At 62.6% G+C, this 20,269-nt stretch carries 14 protein-coding genes; 8 read left to right on the top strand and 6 right to left on the bottom strand.

The genetic code is table 11. The features are described 5' to 3' along the window. Positions 1–85 precede the first annotated feature (85 nt). The 5 genes from NTD82_RS16270 (at position 86) to NTD82_RS16250 (ending at position 5,555) form a co-directional block, all read left to right on the top strand. The gene (locus NTD82_RS16270; protein ID WP_095157751.1) at positions 86–691 is read left to right on the top strand and encodes a tRNA-(ms[2]io[6]A)-hydroxylase; all 606 of its coding nucleotides are present in this window, start codon (positions 86–88) and stop codon (positions 689–691) included. A gap of 171 nt (positions 692–862) precedes the next feature. Then, positions 863–1,336, top strand: a complete 474-nt coding sequence (locus tag NTD82_RS16265) for a MarR family winged helix-turn-helix transcriptional regulator (RefSeq protein ID WP_262129461.1) — start codon at positions 863–865, stop codon at positions 1,334–1,336. Then, entirely contained in the window at positions 1,333–2,814 is a 1,482-nt protein-coding gene (locus tag NTD82_RS16260) for an efflux transporter outer membrane subunit (protein ID WP_262129459.1), read from the top strand. Before NTD82_RS16265 ends, NTD82_RS16260 begins: the two co-directional genes overlap by 4 nt. Before the next feature lie 18 nt (positions 2,815–2,832). Continuing rightward, entirely contained in the window at positions 2,833–4,029 is a 1,197-nt protein-coding gene (locus NTD82_RS16255; protein ID WP_262129457.1) for an HlyD family efflux transporter periplasmic adaptor subunit, read from the top strand. After that, positions 4,026–5,555 carry a DHA2 family efflux MFS transporter permease subunit gene (locus tag NTD82_RS16250; protein WP_262129455.1) on the top strand — a complete coding sequence of 510 codons (1,530 nt, stop codon included), beginning with the start codon at positions 4,026–4,028 and terminating at the stop codon, positions 5,553–5,555. Before NTD82_RS16255 ends, NTD82_RS16250 begins: the two co-directional genes overlap by 4 nt. Before the next feature lie 54 nt (positions 5,556–5,609). On the opposite strand, the gene NTD82_RS16245 is transcribed toward NTD82_RS16250, so the two are convergent. The 3 genes from NTD82_RS16245 to NTD82_RS16235 all read right to left on the bottom strand — a co-directional run bounded on the left by NTD82_RS16245 (position 5,610) and on the right by NTD82_RS16235 (position 7,408). After that, positions 5,610–5,879 carry a hypothetical protein gene (locus tag NTD82_RS16245; RefSeq protein ID WP_095157741.1) on the bottom strand — a complete coding sequence of 90 codons (270 nt, stop codon included), beginning with the start codon at positions 5,877–5,879 and terminating at the stop codon, positions 5,610–5,612. 306 nt (positions 5,880–6,185) lie between these two features. Then, the gene (gene lpxH, locus NTD82_RS16240) at positions 6,186–6,911 is read right to left on the bottom strand and encodes a UDP-2,3-diacylglucosamine diphosphatase (protein WP_262129451.1); all 726 of its coding nucleotides are present in this window, start codon (positions 6,909–6,911) and stop codon (positions 6,186–6,188) included. Continuing rightward, positions 6,908–7,408, bottom strand: coding sequence for a peptidylprolyl isomerase (locus NTD82_RS16235; protein ID WP_095157737.1), 501 nt, complete (start codon positions 7,406–7,408; stop codon positions 6,908–6,910). Before NTD82_RS16235 ends, lpxH begins: the two co-directional genes overlap by 4 nt. Positions 7,409–7,645: 237 nt before the next feature. On the opposite strand from NTD82_RS16235, the gene NTD82_RS16230 reads away from it, so the two are divergent. Together NTD82_RS16230 and cysS are read left to right on the top strand one after the other, a co-directional pair. After that, entirely contained in the window at positions 7,646–9,346 is a 1,701-nt protein-coding gene (locus NTD82_RS16230) for a glutamine--tRNA ligase/YqeY domain fusion protein (protein ID WP_095157735.1), read from the top strand. Between the two features lie 9 nt (positions 9,347–9,355). Next, a complete protein-coding gene (gene cysS, locus NTD82_RS16225; protein WP_262129450.1) occupies positions 9,356–10,738 on the top strand; it encodes a cysteine--tRNA ligase in 1,383 nt (460 codons plus the stop codon). A gap of 104 nt (positions 10,739–10,842) precedes the next feature. On the opposite strand, the gene NTD82_RS16220 is transcribed toward cysS, so the two are convergent. From NTD82_RS16220 to NTD82_RS16210, 3 genes are all read right to left on the bottom strand, one after another. Continuing rightward, positions 10,843–12,225 (bottom strand): sensor histidine kinase, encoded by a 1,383-nt coding sequence (locus NTD82_RS16220; RefSeq protein ID WP_262129449.1) that lies wholly within the window; start codon positions 12,223–12,225, stop codon positions 10,843–10,845. Then, the gene (locus NTD82_RS16215) at positions 12,203–12,883 is read right to left on the bottom strand and encodes a response regulator transcription factor (RefSeq protein ID WP_095157729.1); all 681 of its coding nucleotides are present in this window, start codon (positions 12,881–12,883) and stop codon (positions 12,203–12,205) included. Before NTD82_RS16215 ends, NTD82_RS16220 begins: the two co-directional genes overlap by 23 nt. A 174-nt stretch (positions 12,884–13,057) precedes the next feature. Further along, positions 13,058–14,077 carry a branched-chain amino acid aminotransferase gene (locus NTD82_RS16210; RefSeq protein ID WP_095157727.1) on the bottom strand — a complete coding sequence of 340 codons (1,020 nt, stop codon included), beginning with the start codon at positions 14,075–14,077 and terminating at the stop codon, positions 13,058–13,060. Positions 14,078–14,421: 344 nt separating this feature from the next. Here NTD82_RS16210 and NTD82_RS16205 point away from each other — a divergent pair, with 344 nt between their 5' ends. Further along, entirely contained in the window at positions 14,422–19,968 is a 5,547-nt protein-coding gene (locus tag NTD82_RS16205; protein ID WP_262129448.1) for an NEL domain-containing protein, read from the top strand. Positions 19,969–20,269 lie beyond the last annotated feature (301 nt).

Raw genomic sequence — 20,269 nt, 5'->3', positions numbered from 1 at the left:
GATACATATCAAAGCATAGTCACTGGTGATAGTTGCCCGCGCCGGTATAATCGCCGGCCCTGTCGCCCTCTGCCGTTTGTGAATCATGGAACTCATCCCCGAAATCGAAGCCTTCCTCGGTTGCCGCACGCCAGATGCCTGGGTGCAAGCGGCGCTGGCCGATCAGGAAACAATGCTGATCGACCACAAGAATTGCGAGTTCAAGGCCGCCAGTACGGCGCTGAGCCTGATCGCCAAGTACAACACCCACATCGACCTGATCAACATGATGTCGCGCCTGGCCCGCGAGGAACTGGTGCACCACGAACAGGTGTTGCGCCTGATGAAGCGGCGCAAGGTGCCGCTGCGTCCGATCAATGCCGGTCGTTATGCCTCGGGCCTGCGCCGGCTGGTGCGTTCTCATGAGCCGGTCAAGCTGGTCGACACCCTGGTGGTCGGCGCTTTTATCGAAGCGCGCAGTTGCGAGCGGTTCGCCGCGCTGGTGCCGCATCTCGACGAAGAACTCGGCAAGTTCTATCACGGCCTGCTCAAGAGCGAGGCGCGGCACTATCAGGGCTACCTGAAGCTGGCCTATCAGTACGGCGATGCCGCTGATATCGAACGCACCATCGAGAAAGTCCGTGAAGCCGAGGCGGAACTGATCGTCTCGCCGGATGAGGAATTCCGCTTCCACAGCGGCGTTCCGGCCTGAATCCCCGCGGCGCGCGGGTTCTCCGCGCGCCACTCTTGCCCTCGCTGAATCCCGACTGCTCCGCTCGGCCTTTCGTCGTCAAAATAGCAAGCAAGCTAATAAATGCCTGGACAATTAATGTCTGGGCAGTAATATCTGCTTACATCACTGCCTAAGCAGGTTTCTCCCTTCATGTCCCACTTCACTCCGGAAAACTTCCAGACCTGCACCATCGGCCTGCTGCTCGGGCGTGCCGCGCTGGTCAAGGACCGCATTCTCGATAGCCACCTGCAGGACTACGGCGTCACTGCCGCGCAGTTCAAGGTGCTGATCATCGTCGCCCAGTACGGCGTCGACACCCCCGCCGAACTGTGCCGTTACCTCGGCCTGGACAGCGGTTCCATGACCCGCATGCTCGACCGCCTCGAACAGAAAGACCTGATCGCCCGCAGTCGCTGCCCCGAGGACCGCCGGCAAGTGCGCGTCGAGTTGACCGGAGAAGGACAGAAACTCGCCGATCGTCTGCCGCATATCGGCGCCGAGGCGATGAACGAACTGGTCGGCGTGCTGGCTGCTGATGAGCTGGCCACGCTCACCGCGATTCTTACCAAGGTCCTGCTCAACGCCGGCGATACCCTGACGGCGCTGCGGGTGAGTGACAAATGAACAGAAACACCGTGCGCAGCAGCCTGAGCCTGCTGGTGATCGCCCTGACCCTGGCCGGTTGCGCCAGCTATCGCGGCCTCGCGCCGGAAGGCCAGCGCCTGGCGGCCAGCGATCTCAAGTCTGAACAGACCCTCAAGGGCGTCACCCTGTCGCCAGCCGCCTGGCCGAAAAGCGACTGGTGGCGCAGCCTCGGTGATCCGCAACTGGACGGCCTGATTGGCGAAGCCCTGCGCGACAGCCCGGACATGCAAATCGCCAGCGCCCGCGCCCATCAGGCCAGCGCCGCGGCCTATGCCGCCGACGCCGACCGCATGCCGAGCCTGGACGCCAACGGCAGCGTCAGCCGCTCGCGGCTGGCCCGGGACCAGGATCCGGCCGGGCAGGGCGGTCGCTATTCGACCCTGCGCAGCCTGAGCCTCGACTTCAATTACACCTTCGACCTCTGGGGTGGCCAGCGCGCCGCCTGGGAAGCCGCGTTGGGCCAGGCCCGCGCCGCCGAAGTCGATCGCCAGGCCGCCAGCCTGACCCTCGCCGCCGACGTGGCCCGGGCTTACAGCCAGTTGGGCCAGGCTTATATCGTCTACGACCTGACCCAGGATGACCTCAAGCGCACCCGGCAGATGCTCGACCTGGGCCAGCGCCGGCTGGCCGCCGGGATCGACAGCGAATACCAGCTCCAGCAGACCGAAAGCCTGGCCGCCAGCTCCGAAGAACAGGCGATCAACGCGCAGAAACAACTGCACAGCGCACAGATCGCCCTCGCGGTATTACTCGGCAAAGGGCCGGACCGTGCCCAGCAGATTGCCCGGCCCGCGGTACTCAAGCCCGGTGCGGTGGCCTTGCCATCGGTGCTGCCCGCCGAACTGCTCGGCCGACGCCCCGACCTGGTGGCGGCGCGCTGGCGGGTCGAAGCGGCGAGCAAGTCGATCGACGCGAGCAAGACCCGTTTCTACCCCAACCTCAACCTGAGCGCCGTCGCCGGCACCCAGGCACTGTTGGGCGACGCGATCTTCGGTGCGCCGAGCCGCTTCTTCAATATTGCCCCGACCATTTCGCTGCCGATCTTCGACGGTGGCCGCCTGCGCGCCGACCTCGATGCCCGCGACGCCGACTACGACCTGGCCGTTGCCCAGTACAACAAGAGCCTGGTCAACGCCCTCGGCGAAGTCAGCGACAACATCGACCAGTTGCATGCCCTCGGCGAGCAGGTCGCGACCAAACAGCGCGCCACCGACATCGCCCAGCAGTCCTACGACACCGTCATGCAGCGCTACGGCTCCGGCATCGGCAACTTCCTCGATGTGCTGAGCATCGAGCAGCAACTGCTACAGGCCCAGCGCCAACTGGCCGAGCTCAATGCCGAGCGCATCGACCGTTCGATCCTGCTGATGCAGGCGCTCGGCGGTGGTTTCCAGCCTGATGCGGCATCCCAACAACAGCAGGCCGCGGCAGCATCGCCGGCCTCCCGTCACCCTTAACCGCCAAGGTATTCGTCAATGGCTACCCCAACTTCGGACACTGCCGTCAACGAGCAGGACGTTAACAATCAGCGCAAGCGCAAGACCTGGCTGCTCGGGCTGCTGCTCGTGGTGCTGGCCATCGGTGCCGGCACCTGGGCCTGGCACGAGCTTTACGGGCGCTGGACTGAAAGCACCGACGACGCCTACGTCAACGGCAACGTGGTCGAAATCACCCCGCTGATCAGCGGCACCGTGATCAGCATCGGCGCCGACGACGGCGACCTGGTGCACGCCGGCCAGGAGCTGATCCGCTTCGACCCGAGCGACGCCGAAGTCGGCCTGCAGGCCGCCGAGGCCAAACTGGCCCGGGCGGTACGTCAGGTCCGCGGGCTGTACAGCAACGTCGACGGCATGAAGGCCCAGGTCGCGGCGCGCCAGGCCGAGCTGCAAAAGGCCCAGGAAAACTACAACCGGCGCAAGACCCTCGCCGCTGGCGGGGCGATTTCCCAGGAAGAGCTGTCCCACGCCCGTGACGACCTGTCGTCGGCGCAGAGCGCGCTGAGCAATGCCCGGCAGCAACTGAACACCACCACCGCGCTGGTGGATGACACCGTGGTGTCGTCTCACCCCGAGGTCCAGGCCGCCGCCGCCGAACTGCGTCAGGCTTACCTGAGCAATGCCCGCACCACCCTGGTGGCGCCGGTCACCGGTTATGTCGCCAAGCGCACCGTGCAACTCGGCCAACGCCTGGAGCCGGGCACCGCGACCATGGCGGTGATCCCGCTGGACCAGTTGTGGATCGACGCCAACTTTAAGGAAACCCAACTGCGCAACATGCGCATCGGCCAGCCGGTGGACATCAGCACCGACCTCTACGGCAGCGACGTCAAGTACAGCGGCACCATCGACAGCCTCGGCGCCGGCACCGGCAGTGCGTTCGCCCTGCTGCCGGCGCAGAACGCCACCGGCAACTGGATCAAGATCGTCCAGCGCGTCCCGGTGCGGGTGCACATCAACCCCGAGCAACTGACCCAGCACCCGCTGCGCATCGGCCTGTCGACCACGGTCGACGTCGATCTGCACGACCAGAGCGGTCCGGTACTGGCGCAGCAGGCGCCGCAGAAGGCGACCTTCGCCACCCAGGTGTATGACCGTCAACTGGCCGAGGCCGACACGTTGATCGCCCGGTTGATCCACGACAACAGCGCCAGCGACAAGACTGCCCAGCGATGAGCAACCAGGCTTCGTTCACCCCGCCGAGCCTGCTGCTGACCACCATTGGCCTGTCGCTCGCGACCTTCATGCAGGTGCTCGACACCACCATCGCCAACGTGGCGTTGCCGACCATTTCCGGCAACCTCGGCGTCAGTTCGGAGCAGGGCACCTGGGTCATCACCTCGTTCGCGGTGAGCAACGCCATCGCCTTGCCGCTGACCGGCTGGCTCAGCCGGCGCTTTGGCGAGGTCAAGTTGTTCATCTGGGCGACCCTGCTGTTCGTGCTGGCGTCGTTCCTCTGCGGCATTTCGCAGTCGATGCCGGAACTGGTGGGCTTCCGCGTTATTCAGGGCGTAGTCGCCGGGCCGCTGTACCCGATGACCCAGACCCTGTTGATCGCCGTCTATCCGCCGGCGAAACGCGGGATGGCCCTGGCGCTGTTGGCGATGGTCACGGTGGTGGCGCCAATCGCCGGGCCGATTCTCGGTGGCTGGATTACCGACAGCTATAGCTGGCCGTGGATCTTCTTCATCAATATCCCCATCGGCTTGTTCGCCGCCGCCGTGGTTCGCCAGCAGATGCGCACCCGGCCGGTGCAGACCAGCCGCCAGCCGATGGACTACATCGGCCTGCTGAGCCTGATCATCGGGGTCGGCGCCTTGCAGATCGTGCTCGACAAAGGCAACGACCTGGACTGGTTCGAGTCGAACTTCATCATCATCGGCAGCCTGATTTCCGTGGTGTTCATCGCGGTGTTCATCATCTGGGAACTGACCGACAAGCACCCGGTGGTCAACCTGCGGCTGTTCGTGCACCGCAACTTCCGCATCGGCACCATCGTGCTGGTGGGCGGCTACGCCGGCTTCTTCGGCATCAACCTGATCCTGCCGCAATGGCTGCAGACGCAGATGGGCTACACCGCGACCTGGGCCGGGTTGGCGGTGGCACCGATCGGCTTGCTGCCGGTGCTGCTGTCGCCTTTTGTCGGCAAGTACGCGCACCGCTTCGACCTGCGCCTGCTGGCCGGTCTGGCGTTCCTGGCGATCGGCGCGAGCTGCTTCATGCGGGCGGAGTTCACTCATGAGGTGGACTTCCAGCATGTGGCCCTGGTGCAGTTGTTTATGGGCATCGGCGTGGCGCTGTTCTTCATGCCGACCCTGAGCATCCTGCTCTCTGACCTGCCGCCGCAGCAGATTGCCGACGGCTCCGGCCTGGCGACCTTCCTGCGTACGTTGGGCGGCAGCTTCGCCGCGTCGTTGACCACCTGGATCTGGATCCGCCGCGCTGACCAGCACCATGCTTACCTGAGCGAAAGCATCAGCACTTACGAACCGGCAACCCGCGAAGCGCTGAACCAGATGGGCGGGGCAGGGGGCGCGTCATACCGGCAACTGGAACAGATGCTCAGCAGTCAGGCGTACATGATGTCGACGGTGGATTACTTCACCCTGATGGGCTGGGTGTTCGTCGGGTTGATCTTGCTGGTGTGGCTGGCCAAGCCGCCGTTCGCGGCGAAGGCGGGGCCGGTTTCGGCCGGGCATTGAGGAAGGAATTGGCTGAAACCCGCGGGCGCGGTCAACGCGCCCGGGGCAGAGCATTCAGATCTGCTGAATGCCGGTGATGTGCGGCGCGCCGTTGGTCGGTGCGTAGATCGACACGATTACTTTGTAAATCAGTTCGCTGCCCGGTACTTGGGCATTGCTCAGGTAGCGGTAGTTGGTACCGTTGACCACCTGAGTCGACACTTCCAACGGCGTGTACTGCACGCCGACGAAGCCGTGCAGGGCTTCCTGGAATACTTTTTTGTCCTGAGCAGTCAGTGGGTGATAAGCAGACCAGCCACCAACGATTTGCGCTTGAGCACTCATTGCATCTCACTCCTTGATTAAGTTCCTACTCATCTGGCTTTTCGGAATTCGCCCCGTCTATTCGATGGTTTCCGGCATCCATGTTCGCGGACTTCGTGTGATTCAGTTCACACGGTGGCGCTACGATATCACTGGCAAGCAGCGTGTCTGTCCGCCATTGACTGTGCGCAACGTAAGCGATTGGCGAAGACAGATACGCACCTGAAGCTGCGTGCGCAAAGTGCTGTGGCCCGAGGCAGAAGGCCGTCGTTGACGACTTTCGGAGGAGGAGGGGAGCGCTTCGCGGGCTGGCCGCGAAGCGGAGGGTCAGGCGAACGCGAACGGGGCCAGTTGAAAGCCCTGCTCATCCACCTGCAAGGCCCAGCCTTGCCGGTCCCAGTCGCCCAGGACGATGCGCCGGCCGGCGCTGCCGTCATCAAGAGTGAGCTTGTGGATCGCCGGCCGATGGGTGTGGCCGTGGACCAGGGTGTGCACTCCATGCTGCTGCATGATTCGCGGCACTTCCTCGGCGGTCACGTCGATGATGTCGGTGGCTTTCATGCGGGTCTGCGTCTTGCTTTCGCTGCGCAGCTTGCGTGCCAGCTTGCGCCGGGTGGCCAGCGGCAGGTGGCGCAGGATCCACAGGCTCAGCGGGTTGCGCAGGGTGCGACGCAGCTTCATGTAGGCTTCGTCGCGGGTGCACAGGCTGTCGCCGTGCATCAGCAGCACCGGTTCGCCGCCCATTTCGACCACGCTCGGGTCGCGCAGCAGGGTGACGCCCGCGGCCTTGCAGAAGGCCTTGCCGATCAGGAAGTCGCGGTTGCCGTGCATCAGGAACACCTGGGTGCCGCTGTCGCTCAGCGTACGCAGGGCCTGGCAGATTGAAGTCTGGAACGGCGTCATGCCGTCATCGCCGATCCAGGCCTCGAAAAAGTCGCCCAGGATGTATAACGCTTGAGCATCGCGGGCGCGGGTTGCCAGCAGATCAAGAAACGCCCGGGTAATGTCCGGGCGTTCTTCTTGCAGATGCAGATCGGAGATCAGCAGTATCACTCAATGATCTCGGCTTTCTCGATGATCACGTCTTCTTTCGGCACGTCCTGGTGGCCGGACTTGGAGCCGGTGGCCACGCCTTCGATAGCGTCGACGATGTCCTGGCCTTCGGTCACTTCACCGAATACCGCGTAACCCCAGCCCTGCACGTTCTTGCCGCTGTGGTTGAGGAAGTCGTTGTTGGAGGCGTTGATGAAGAACTGCGCAGACGCCGAATGCGGCTCCATGGTGCGGGCCATGGCGATGCTGTACTTGGTGTTCTTCAGGCCGTTATCCGCTTCGTTCTGGATGGTGGCGCGGGTTTTCTTCTGGGTCATGCCAGGCTCGAAGCCGCCGCCCTGGATCATGAAGCCCTTGATGACACGGTGGAACACGGTGTTGTCGAAGTGGCCTTCTTTAACGTACTGGACGAAGTTTTCCACGGTTTTCGGGGCTTTCTCGGCATCCAGTTGCAGGATGATGTCGCCGTGGTTGGTGCTCAGTTTGACTTTGGCCATGCTGAAATTCGCTCTCTCAAGGCATGTGGGAAGGAGGGGTGTACAACGGTGTATTTGACCCTGACGCCCGCTCTGGCGTCGGCGATACGTTCATTGCGCAGATTTTTTTGCGGTGCCTGCCCATATTAGCGCCGGTTTGTCGGCGCGGTGCTGTCGGCAGCGCGACCGCTTCGGCTATGATAAGCGCTTTGTTTGACGCGGCCTACCCGGGCCGAAGACCAGAATTCCAAGGATCCTATGAGCAAGCCCACTGCTGACACCGCTCCCAATGCCGCCAAAGGCGCGCCCGCCGTTCCCGTCAATTTCCTGCGCCCGATCGTGCAGGCCGACCTGGACTCGGGCAAGCACAGCAGCATCGTCACCCGTTTCCCGCCTGAGCCCAACGGTTACCTGCACATCGGTCACGCCAAGTCGATCTGCGTGAACTTCGGCCTGGCCAAGGAATTCGGCGGTGCCTGCCACCTGCGTTTCGATGACACCAACCCGGCCAAAGAGGACCAGGAGTACATCGACGCCATCCAGGAAGACATCAAGTGGCTGGGCTTCCAATGGACCGGTCCGGTGCGCTACGCCTCGCAGTACTTCGATCAACTGCACGACTGGGCCGTGGATCTGATCAAGTCGGGCAACGCCTATGTCTGCGACCTGACCCCTGAGCAAGCCAAGGAATACCGCGGCAACCTGACCGAGCCGGGCAAGAACAGCCCGTTCCGCGAGCGCAGCGTCGAGGAAAACCTGGACCTGTTCGCCCGCATGAAAGCCGGCGAGTTCAAGGACGGCGAGCGCGTGCTGCGGGCGAAGATCGACATGGCGTCGCCGAACATGAACCTGCGCGACCCGATCCTCTACCGCATCCGTCATGCCCACCACCACCAGACCGGTGACACGTGGTGCATCTACCCGAACTACGACTTCACCCACGGCCAGTCCGACGCCATCGAAGGCATCACCCACTCCATCTGCACCCTGGAGTTCGAAGGTCATCGTCCGCTGTACGAGTGGTTCCTCGACAACCTGCCGGTGCCGGCCAAGCCGCGCCAGTACGAGTTCAGCCGCCTGAACCTGAACTACACCATCACCAGCAAGCGCAAGCTCAAGCAACTGGTCGACGAGAAGCACGTCGAAGGTTGGGACGACCCGCGCATGTCGACCCTGTCCGGTTTCCGTCGCCGCGGCTACACCCCGGCCTCGATCCGCAATTTCTGCGAAATGATCGGCACCAACCGTTCCGACGGCGTGGTCGACATGTCCATGCTGGAATTCAGCATTCGTGACGACCTCGACCGCACCGCGCCGCGTGCCATGTGCGTGCTGCGCCCGCTGAAAGTGACCATCACCAACTACCCGGAAGGCCAGGTCGAAAACCTCGAACTGCCGCGCCATCCGAAGGAAGACATGGGCGTGCGCGCCCTGCCGTTTGCCCGCGAGCTGTACATCGACCGTGACGATTTCATGGAAGAGCCGCCGAAGGGCTACAAGCGCCTGGAACCCGCCGGTGAAGTGCGCCTGCGCGGCAGCTACGTGATCCGCGCCGACGAGGCGATCAAGGATGCCGACGGCAACATCGTCGAACTGCTCTGCTCCTACGACCCCGACACCCTGGGCAAGAACCCCGAGGGCCGCAAGGTCAAGGGCGTGATCCACTGGGTTCCGGCCGACGCCAGCGTCGAGTGCGAAGTGCGTCTGTACGACCGCCTGTTCCGCGCGGCGAACCCGGAGAAAGCCGAAGAGGGCGGCAGCTTCCTCGACAACATCAACCCGGATTCGCTGCAGGTGCTCACCGGTTGTCGTGCCGAGCCGTCGCTGGGCAATGCCCAGCCTGAAGACCGCTTCCAGTTCGAGCGCGAAGGCTACTTCTGCGCCGACCTGAAAGACTCCCGTCCAGGCCGTCCGGTATTCAACCGCACCGTATCCCTGCGTGACTCCTGGGGTAGCTGAGGAATTTTCGTGCTTAACATCTACAACACGCTGAGCAAGACCAAGGAAGTTTTCAAACCGCTGGACGGCAACAAGGTGCGGATGTACGTCTGCGGCATGACCGTGTACGACTTCTGCCACCTCGGCCACGGCCGCAGCATGGTCGCCTTCGACCTGGTCACCCGCTGGCTGCGTTACAGCGGCTACGACCTGACCTACGTGCGCAACATCACCGACATCGATGACAAGATCATCAACCGCGCCAACGAGAACGGCGAGACGTTCGACGCCCTGACCGCGCGCATGATCGACGCGATGCACGAGGACGAGCGGCGCCTGAACATCCTGCCGCCGGACCTCGAGCCGCGTGCCACCGACCATATCCCCGGCATGCACGCAATGATCCAGACCCTGATCGACAAGGGCTACGCTTACGCGCCGGGCAACGGTGACGTGTACTACCGCGTCGGCAAGTTCGTCGGCTACGGCAAGCTGTCGCGCAAGAAGATCGAAGACCTGCGCATCGGCGCGCGGATCGAAGTGGACGAGTCCAAGCAGGACCCACTGGACTTCGTCCTGTGGAAAGCCGCCAAGCCGGGCGAGCCGAGCTGGGCGTCGCCGTGGGGCGCGGGTCGTCCGGGCTGGCACATCGAGTGCTCGGTGATGTCCACCTGCTGCCTGGGCGAGAGCTTCGACATCCACGGCGGCGGCAGCGACCTGGAGTTCCCGCACCACGAGAACGAGATCGCCCAGAGCGAGGCCGCGACCGGCAAGCAGTACGCCAATGCGTGGATGCACTGCGGGATGATCCGTATCAACGGCGAGAAGATGTCCAAGTCGTTGAACAACTTCTTCACCATCCGCGACGTACTCGAAAAGTATCACCCGGAGGTGGTGCGCTACCTGCTGGTGTCGAGCCATTACCGCAGCGCGATCAACTACTCCGAGGACAGCCTGCGCGACGCGAAAGGCGCGCTGGAGCGTTTCTATCACGCCTTGCGCGGCCTGCCGGTGGTGGCGCCGCAAGGTGGCGACGAGTATGTCGAGCGCTTCGCCACGGCGATGAACGACGACTTCGGTACGCCGGAAGCCTGCGCCGTGCTGTTCGACCTGGTGCGCGAGATCAACCGTCTGCGCGAGAGCGATGCACAGACTGCCGCCGGCCTGGCGGGTCGCCTGCGTGAGCTGGCGGGGCTGCTGGGTGTGCTGCAACTGGACGCCGATGATTTCCTGCGTGCCGGTGCCGAAGGCAAGGTTGACGCGGCTGAAGTCGAGGCCCTGATCCAGGCGCGCCTGCAGGCGCGGGCCGACAAGAACTGGGGCGAGTCCGACCGGATTCGCGATCAGTTGGCGGCCATGGGTGTGGTGCTGGAAGACAAGAAGGGCGAGACCACCTGGCGTCTGGCTGACTGATCCCGGCTTGGGGCGCATGGCCCTGTAGGAGCGGGTTTACCCGCGATTGCGATAGTGACTCCACCAACGCAATCGCGGGTCAACCCGCTCCTGCAGGGACCGCGCTACACCTGGCCTCTGCAGTGCACCACCAACCGCGCACCACTCCACTCGCTTTCCCCCACCTCCAACTGATACCCGTGCAGGTCGACGATCGCCGCGACGATCGACAGCCCCAGGCCGAAGCCGGCATGGCGGTGGCCTTCCTCGCTGCGGTAAAAGCGCTTCAATACCGTCTCGCGTTCCTCTTCGGGAATCCCCGGACCACTGTCTTCCACCGCGATATGCACGCCATCGGCATCGCTGTCGGCGCTGATGCGCACCCGTCCGCCGGCCGGGGTGAATTTGATGGCGTTGCCCACCAGGTTGGCCAGGGCCTCGAACAGCAATTCATGGTCACCGAACAGCGCCGGTAGCGGTTCGGCGACACGCAGTTCAAGGGCAATCTCGCCATCTTCCGCCAGCGGCAGGTAGAAATCGTGGAGCTCTTCCAGCAGCGCCCGGGCCTGCAGTTCAACGAAGCCGGCGCGGCGCTGGCGGTCTTCCAGTTCGCTGATCCGCAGCAGCCCGCGGAAACGCGCCATCAGCGTGTCGGTCTCAGCGATCGCCTGTTCCATCGCCTCGGCTTGCGGCGCGTCATCGCCGGCCTGCTGGCGGATGCGGTAGAGCTGGGCGCGCAGGCGGGTCAGCGGGGTGCGCAGGTCGTGGGCAATGTTGTCGCAGACGCCCTTGACCTCGTGCATCAGCCGTTCGATACGGTCGAGCATGGCGTTGACGATGGCGGCGAGCATGTCCAGTTCGTCGCGGCGTTGCGACAGCGGCAGGCGCCGGGTCAGGTCGCCGGCGACGATCTGCTCGGCGGTGGCCTGGATTGCCCGGATGCGTTTCAACGGGCGGCGACGCAGCCAGTACCAGCCGGCGATGCCGGGAATGATGGTCAGCGACAGGCCCCAGAGCAGGGCATGCAGAATGATCCGCGTGACGACGAACAGCGAGCCGTTGTCCCGCATCAGCACCAGCCAGCGACCATCGTGGACCTTGATCGCCACGGCGTCGCAACTGTCTCGCGGCAGGCGCGGGTCGTCGGCGTCGAGGCAGCGGCTGATTTCATGGATGCGCCCGTCCAGGCCCAGTTCGGCGGGCATCTGGCGGATCTGCCCGCCCAGCGGGTTGAACTGCGGATCGAACAGGCCGTAGGCGTCGAAGCTGCGTTCTTCGAAGGCCTGGCTGGCGATCAGCGCGTCATCCAGTTGCTTGCCGCTCATGTGGGCGAACAGGTGCTGGCGTTGCAGCAACGAATGACGGGTGAGTTTGTTCAGGTAGCTGGAAACTTCGAAATACAGCACCCCCATGAGGATGCTGCTCCAGGCCACGAACAGAAAACTGTACAGCGCCAGCAAGCGGCTGGTTGACGAGCTCCAGCCTTTAGACGGGTTCGGCAATGGCATAGCCGGAGCCCCGCACGGTGCGAATCAGCGGTGTCTGGCCGGGCGCGTCGATCTTCTTGCGCAGGCGGCCGATATGCACGTCGATCAGGTTGGTGCCGGGGTCGAAGTGATAGCCCCAGACTTCCTCGAAAATCATCATCCGGGTGATGACCTGGCCGGCGTGACGCATGAGGAATTCCAGCAGTTTGTACTCGGTGGGCAGCAGGTTGAGCGACTGCTCGCCGCGCCGGGCTTCGTGGCTGATCAGGTCCAGTTGCAGGTCGGCGACCTGCAGGCGGGTCTGGGTCATCGGCACGCTGTTGCGCCGCAGCAGCACCTCGACGCGGGCGGCCATCTCGTCGGAGGCGAAGGGTTTGGTCAGGTAGTCGTCGCCGCCGGCACGCAGGCCGCGAACCCGTTCATCGACATCGGAGAGGGCGCTGATCATCAGGATCGGCGTGGCGATCTTCAGGTTGCGCAGGGTGGTGACGATGGTCAGGCCATCGACCTCCGGGAGCATCCGGTCGACGGTGATCAGGTCGTAGCCACCGGCGATTGCACGGGCCAGACCTTCGCGGCCGTTGTCGACCCAATCGACCTCCAGGCCGTGGCTGGAAAGTTCGGCGACGATTTCCTGGCCAGTGACGGCATCGTCTTCGATAGTCAGTACGCGGGGCATGCTTTTACCTGGGCGGCGGGTGGAGATTCGATTGTGCCAAAGAATAGACAGCGCCCGTCCTAAAGAAAAATTCATGTAAGAAAGCCGCTGAGCGGCGACCTTGCTGTGTTGAAAACAGCCTGATCGCCGCTCAGCGGCTTTTTGTCCAGCTATCGGACTATCGAGGGAAGAGCGTCAGGCGACCTTGACGATCCAGCCCGCTGGCGCTTCGACGTCACCGCTCTGGATGCCGGTCAGCTCGTTGTAGAGCTTCTGGGTGACCGGGCCGACTTCGGTTTCGCTGTGGAACACGTGCAGTTTGTCGTTGTACTGGATGCCGCCAATCGGGGTGATGACCGCGGCAGTACCGCAGGCGCCGGCTTCCTTGAACTTGGCGATTTCGTCGATCAGCACGTCGCCTTCGATGACTTTCAGGCCCAGGCGCGAGGCGGCCAGTTCCATCAGCGACAGGCGGGTGATGCCTGGCAGCACGGACGCCGATTTCGGGGTGATGAATTCGTTGTCGCCAGTAATGCCGAAGAAGTTGGCCGAACCGACTTCCTCGATCTTGCTGTGGGTCATCGGGTCCAGGTAGATGGCATCGGCGAAGCCGGCTTTCTTGGCTTCGGAACCTGGCATCAGGCTGGCCGCGTAGTTGCCGCCGACCTTGGCCGCGCCGGTGCCTTGTGGCGCGGCACGGTCGTAGCCGGAGATCACGAAGTTGTGCGGGGTCATGCCGCCCTTGAAGTACGAGCCGACCGGGATGGCGAAGATCGAGAAGATGAATTCCGGCGCGGTCCGCACGCCGATGTTGTCACCGACGCCAATCACGAATGGACGCAGGTACAGCGCGCCCTTGCCGTGTGGCGGCACGAAACGTTCGTTGGCCTTGACCACTTGCTTGCAGGCTTCGATGAAGGCTTCGGTCGGCACTTGCGGCATCAGCAGGCGGGCGCAACTGCGCTGCATGCGCAGGGCGTTCTGGTCAGGGCGGAACAGGTTGATCGAGCCGTCCTTGCAGCGGTAGGCCTTGAGGCCTTCGAAGCACTGTTGGCCGTAATGCAGCGCGGTGGAGCCTTCGCTGATGTGCAGGGTGTTGTCTTCAGTCAGGGTGCCCTGGTCCCACTCGCCGTTACGGAAGTAGGAAAGGTAGCGCTTGTCGGTCTTGATGTAGTCGAAGCCCAGCTTGTCCCAGTTAATGCTTTCGTTGCTCATGGCACCCTCGATCGGTTGGCAAATGCCTGAATGGTCAGGCCACGCATCTTGCGCAAGCAGCCACGATAATACATCCCGTGCGGATCGGAAACGCCTCCGGGCAGATTCCCGCCGCAAGGGCTGGTCGTGCCGCGGGTCGCGGGGGGAGGGCGAGCGGGTTTATCGCGATCGAATACGCGCGATAAAGTTATTAAGTTCGGGGTGTTATTTATAGTCGATATACGTTTGAAGTCTTGATCCAATACTCATGATTTCAATGAGTTATTTGAGCTTTTTATTACCGGGGCGGCCGTTACGCTGGAGTGCCTGTCAATGTGATAAAGGCCGCTCTAATGTCTGAAGTTATGGGTGCTGCAACGGCGTTGGTAAATGAAGAGTCTGCGGAAAGTGAACACTTCGCTACGGTCGAAGGCAAGATTCCCGACTGGCTCAAACAGGCCTCTTCGCAAACCCGCCGAGCATTACGCGAGGCACATGCCACCGCGCCGTCCTGGTTCGAACAGGCTCGGCTAAGCCGCCCGGACGTTGCCCGTCAGATGCAGGACATCTACGCCGGTCATTGGCGCGACGAACAACAGGTCAATCAAGTGCTGGCGCATTTGCCGACAGCCGAGGTGTTTGCCGAACCGCTGCTCAAGGCGGCAATCAAGGAGGCGTTCGGGCTGGATCTCGATGTGCGCACCAGCTTTTTGTTCCATGCCCGGCGCGCCGCCGTAGAGGTTCCCTTCGAAAGCCTCTCGCAAGATCCGGCCGTGTTGGCGCAGCGGCTGTTGAAGGCGGCCACCCAGTCATTGCTCACCTCGGCATTACAGAACTTCGAGGCCTGGGAAACGGTGGCGGGGGCAATGGACAACGGGCGCATTGCCAGAGCGGCGATTTTCTCCGCGTACCCGCTTCACGGGGTGGAGATTGAGGGCCCGGTAATCGATATCGCGCCTGAACGGTTCGCGGCATTGTGCCGGAGCCTCGATTTGGGTGGCCAATATCAAGCGCTGATACAGGCGACGCTCAACCCTGTTTCCAGACCTGGCGATACCGCGACAAACCCGCGTGATCTTTTCCAGCGTTTCGAACAATCGGCCTTTGAACTTCAAGTGCAGATTGCCTACTTGAAGAACGCCATCAGCCAAGCGACGCAGTTGGCACTGATGGCGCTGGCGAAAGAGACGTCCCTTGAACATCCTCGTTGCAGTTATTTGCAACTTTGGGACGTGAGGTTGACCGGCGTCGTGGTCTTTCGCCTGGGCCGGGAAACGCACGCTGGCGTGGAAAACCTGGTGGTCTACCTGCCCGATGATCCGTATAACCCGCTGCGCGAGTATGACTCGTCGGTGCAGTTTCTCCATGTGCTGCGCGAGAGCATGTTGCAGCCAGGCTACCTGGACTTTTTCCAGCGCTTCGTCCCCGCGCGCCACCGCGGCGTGGTGTTCGGCAAGCTTGACCAGGCGTTCCATCCAAAAATCTGGAACAGCCAGTTTGGCTGGTATGAGCCGACGCTGGACCGCGAGGCGAGGCTGCACCTGAGAGATGAAGCCTTTTCCGGGGCGTTGATCTTCCGGCTGTGCGAGCAAAAAGCTGCCGTGCTCAGGGACGACGGGTTGTTTCATGCGGTGCCGACCGCGGAGCAAGACCACAAGTCGCTGATGGATAAGCTGGCGTACTTTTTCGAAAAAGCCTTCGACGTCCTCAATATCGCCGCGTTCGTGGTGCCGGGCCTGGGCGAGGTGATGCTGGGCGTGATGGCCGCGCAGTTGAGTTATGAAGTCTATGAAGGTATCGAAAGCCTGGCTCAGGGCGAAAAGGACCAGGCCTGGGGCTACCTGATGGATGTGGTGGACAATGTGGCGCTGGTCGTCGCCTTGGGCGCCGTTTCCGCGGGAGGCGGGCGGATTCCCGCGGTGGCGGTGCCCGAGGCGGTGACGCCGATGCGGCCGGTGCGGCTGGCGGACGGCAGTACCCGCTTGTGGAAACCGGACGTGCGGCCCTATGCCCACGACATCGTCCTGCCCGCGGGCCTCAAGCCCGACGCGCTGGGTTTGTATGAGTATCAAGGCAAGCAGTGGCTGGCACTGGACGGGCAGACCTACGCGGTCAAGCCGGAGCCGTACCGGCTGGAGCACCCCACTCGACCTGACGCGTATGAGCCAGGCGTGCGCCACAATCAGGCGGGTGCCTGGCTGCATGAGGCGGATCAGCCGCTGGAGTGGCAGGGCGTCAGGTTGTTGCGGCGGCTGGGCGTTGCCAGCGATGAGTTTTCCGATGAGGAAGCCCTTCGTGTCCTGCGAATCAGCGGCAGTTCCGAGTCGGTATTGCGCCACGCCTTGGCGGAAGGCCTGCGCCCGCCGGCCTTGCTGGTAGACACGGCGCAGCGTTTGAAGCTCGACCGTGAGTCGGTGGCAGCCATCGGCGCAAGTGCAGCCGAGTCGCAGGGCGCCATCAGCGCGAGAAGAACCTGGTTCAACACGCGCTACCGGGCCCTTCGTCCGAGTGAGACGGCACAGGTGATTCAGCGCACGTTCCCCGGCTTGCCCACCCTGGTGTCCGAGGAACTGCTGCAGCAGGCAAACCCCGCCGAGCTTGAGCGCCTGCGCACTGAGCAGCGGGTGCCCCAGCGGGTGGCCGAAGAAGCCCGCGCGTACCTGCAAAGCACTCGCCTGGCCCGTGCATACGAGGGCGTGTACCTGGAATCGGTGTACAACCCCGACAGCGACAGGCTGTTGTTGCACACCTTGGAAACCCTGCCGGGCTGGTCGCCTCAGGTGCTCCTGGAGGTTCGCGATGGCACGTTTCATGGGCCGTTGATCGACAGCGTCGGCCCCGCCGATGCGCCGGTGCGCAAGGTGCTGGTAAAGCAGGGCGAGGGTTACCTGGCGCGTGACGCCGAGGGCCGGCACCTGCACGGCAGCGACGACCTCTACGCCGCGCTGTTGCACGCCCTGCCGGACCTGCAACGGGCTCAACTGGGATTCCCTCATGTCGGCCAGGGCGCGGCGCTCAAGCGGGCGGTGCAAGCGCAGCCGCTATTACCGAGGCACGTGCTGCGCAAGGTGCTGAACATGCAGCCACTCAAACCGTCCAGCAAATCGCCGATGCGCCTTGCCGATGGCCGGTTTGGTTATCCGCTGAGCGGGAGAGGCGTGTTTCCCGGGGTCATCAGCGAAGACACGCTGCTGGACAAGATCCGCCTGCTCGAATTTCGCAGCGCCTATCCCGAAGAGGTGCTGAGGGCGCTGTATACCGCTGGCCTGGACCGTGCCGCCATCGACATCCGGTTGAACCAGTTGCTGGACGAGGAGCGCGCGCTACGCGGCAGTCTCGACGAGTGGGCGCTGGCCTCGTCCTCGATTGCAGATCCGAATCCCATGCGGTTCATCAGTCGTAGAGACATTGGCGAGGCGATCTGTAGTCACTGGGAAGCCAATAGCTTGCCCGAGCGCGGGGGCGCGGCGCCTTTGCTGCTGGAGCGTGTCGACCTGGCCGATTTCCCCGAGCAGCTACCGGACTTTTTCCATGAACGTGTGCAAGGCCTGGAGTTGAATGGCTGTTCCATCGGCATGGTCTGGAAAGAAGAACAGCTTTTTCTGTCGCGTTTCCTCAGTCGTTTCCCCCGCTTGACCTCCCTGGCCATGCGCCAGGGAACCATCAGGGATGTCTATCGGGTGCAGCGCGCTCTGGAAACCACGGAGCTGCACTTGAGCAATCTTGAGTTGACCGACATGGGCACCTTTTTCACCCAGGAACAGTTCGACCTTTTCGGCCGCTTGAATCTGCGGCGCCTGGACCTGAGTGGCAACCAGATGAGCTATCTGCGGCAGATCCAGACCGTCAACTTCGACCTGGATTACCTCGGGTTGAACCGCATGCATTTTGGCGTGTGGCCGCGCTGGCTCAACAGCGACACGCTGGGCACTATCGCCGAGGTGTCGTTGATGGATAACGAGATCACCATTCTTCCCGGCGATATTCTGGAAAATCAGCCCGGAGCGCCTCGCTCCCGCCTGTCGCTCCAGGGCAATCCACTCTCGACCCAGACGATCAAGACACTCCGATTGAGCGAGGGTGCCGATAACCGGTTCAGCTTCGACCTGGATGTTCCCGTGTACCTGGAACAAGAACTGACCCGGCTGCTGCGAGAGCGTGAAGCATTGTCCGACATCCTTGAGCAGTGGGCCGAGGCGTCTTCGTCGGGCGCGCCCTTGAGCGCACAGCAGTCGATCATGCGCCGACGCATCGGCGACAACATTCTTGAGTTCTGGAGGGGCGAACCCACTGCATTGAACCATCGGGTTCTACGGCTCAATGAGATCGAGTTGGCTGAGTTTCCCCCGGCGCTGCCGAGCGCTTTCTATGAGGTCGTTTATCGGTTGGAGTTGGTGCGACCGACGCTGACCACACAACAGCTCAACCGGTTCTTGCGTTATTTCCCGAGGCTCGATGCGGTGACATTGACCGACCACGTCACGCCGCTGCTTGAACTCCCCGACGCGCTGCTCGAGTTGCCTGAGTTGAGGTCACTGTCGATTTGCTTCCAGGGTTTCACCATTGACCAGGCGGCCATAGAGTTTTTCGGGCGGATCACGAAACTGGCGAACCTGGAGCTCGATGGCAACACGATGGGAACCGTTTTGGATGCCAGCGTGCTGGGGCATCGCATCCCGCTGCTGACCTTGAGCCTGAACGATGTCGGCCTGCAGTCCTGGCCCGCGTGGGTCGACCCCTTGCTGCCCGGATCGATAGACATGCTGTGCCTGGAAAACAACCAGATCCGCGAGTTGCCGGAATACCTTCTGGCCAATCTTCGCAGTGAAGTTGGCCATACCGATATCGTCCTCAGGGGCAATCCGCTGTCCCATGAAATGATGGTTCGCGCCCATGTCTCCGAATCGTACAACCGACCTTACTCCTTCAATATGGATTTGCCGGAGGAGATCCGCAGGCTGCCCCCTGAAAGCCATGATTCGGATTCGGAGGTGTCGGATTCCGATACCGAGAATTTCGGCCACTCCCATGGTGGTGGAATACAGGACGAGATGGTCAGCTCCATCGAGCCATGGCTGACCGCCGCGGGCGACGAAGATCAACTGCGCCGCGGCACCTGGCAGCAACTCGACAGGAGCGACAGTGCGCGGGACCTGCTGGGGATGGTGGCGCACCTGCGCAATACCGCGGATTACCGGCGGGTGACGACGCGCCCGGAGTTGGTCGAGCGCGTATGGGGCGTGCTGGATGCGGCGGCTCGTGATCCCGAGTTGTGCCTGATCCTCAATGGCATGGCCGAGGAACCGCTACGCCAGGTGCAGAACTACGACACCTGCCCTGATGGCATCCGGCTGGAGTTCAACCAGATGGAAGTTCAGGTGTACATCCGCCAATCGCTGCGCGATGTCTCCGAGCAGGACCGCGGGCAAACCCTCTATCGACTGACCCGGCGCCTGTACCGCTTGCAGGTGCTGGATGACATCGCGCGCCGGCAGGCCGGTAGCCGCGACGAAGCCGAGGTCCGTCTTGCCTATCGCCTGCATTGGGCCGAGCGCCTCGATTTGCCGGTTCCGCCGAGCAAGATGCTGTATCAGTCCCATGCCGATATCCGGCCCGGAGAGTTCGACAGCGTATTGCTCCAGGTTGAGCAGGGCGAAAGCGGCCAAGGCTTCATGGACTACGCTGCCCAGCGCGATTTCTGGGTGGAGTACCTGCATGAAATGCACGCCGATCGTTTCAGGGCGTTGAAGGACGCCTTCGAAGCCCGGGTGCTGGAAGTGACCGATCTTTATCCCGGTGATCTTCCCGACCAGTTCAGCGCGAGGATCAAGGTATTGGAAGAGCAATTGGCCAGGGATGAGCGCAGCCTGATCGAAGAACTGAGCAACAGAGAAGGCCTGAAGTACGCATAGCGTTTGCGTACAAGCGTGGTCGTATGAGCCAGCGATAAAAACAGGTGAGGAAGTTCTGCGGGATTGATTTCGCGGACATTCGCACCTGTTTTTTATTGCGCGACATGCGTTCGCGGGTCAGTCAGGGAACGTTTGAACAGGGTGTTATTTATAGTGTGAATGCGTTTGAAATAATGATGTTGGCGGTGGGGTTTCTATAAGTTATTTGAACCGTTTGTCGAACTTTCGCTGGTTATTCTGGACGGCCCGTCAATAACGTTGAAGGTCGTTCTCATGCCTGAAGTCAACTTATCCGCCGCGT

It is taken from the genome of Pseudomonas sp. 5P_5.1_Bac1 (assembly GCF_025466015.1).
Taxonomy (GTDB): domain Bacteria; phylum Pseudomonadota; class Gammaproteobacteria; order Pseudomonadales; family Pseudomonadaceae; genus Aquipseudomonas.
This window is presented reverse-complemented; position numbering and strand designations above follow the sequence as displayed.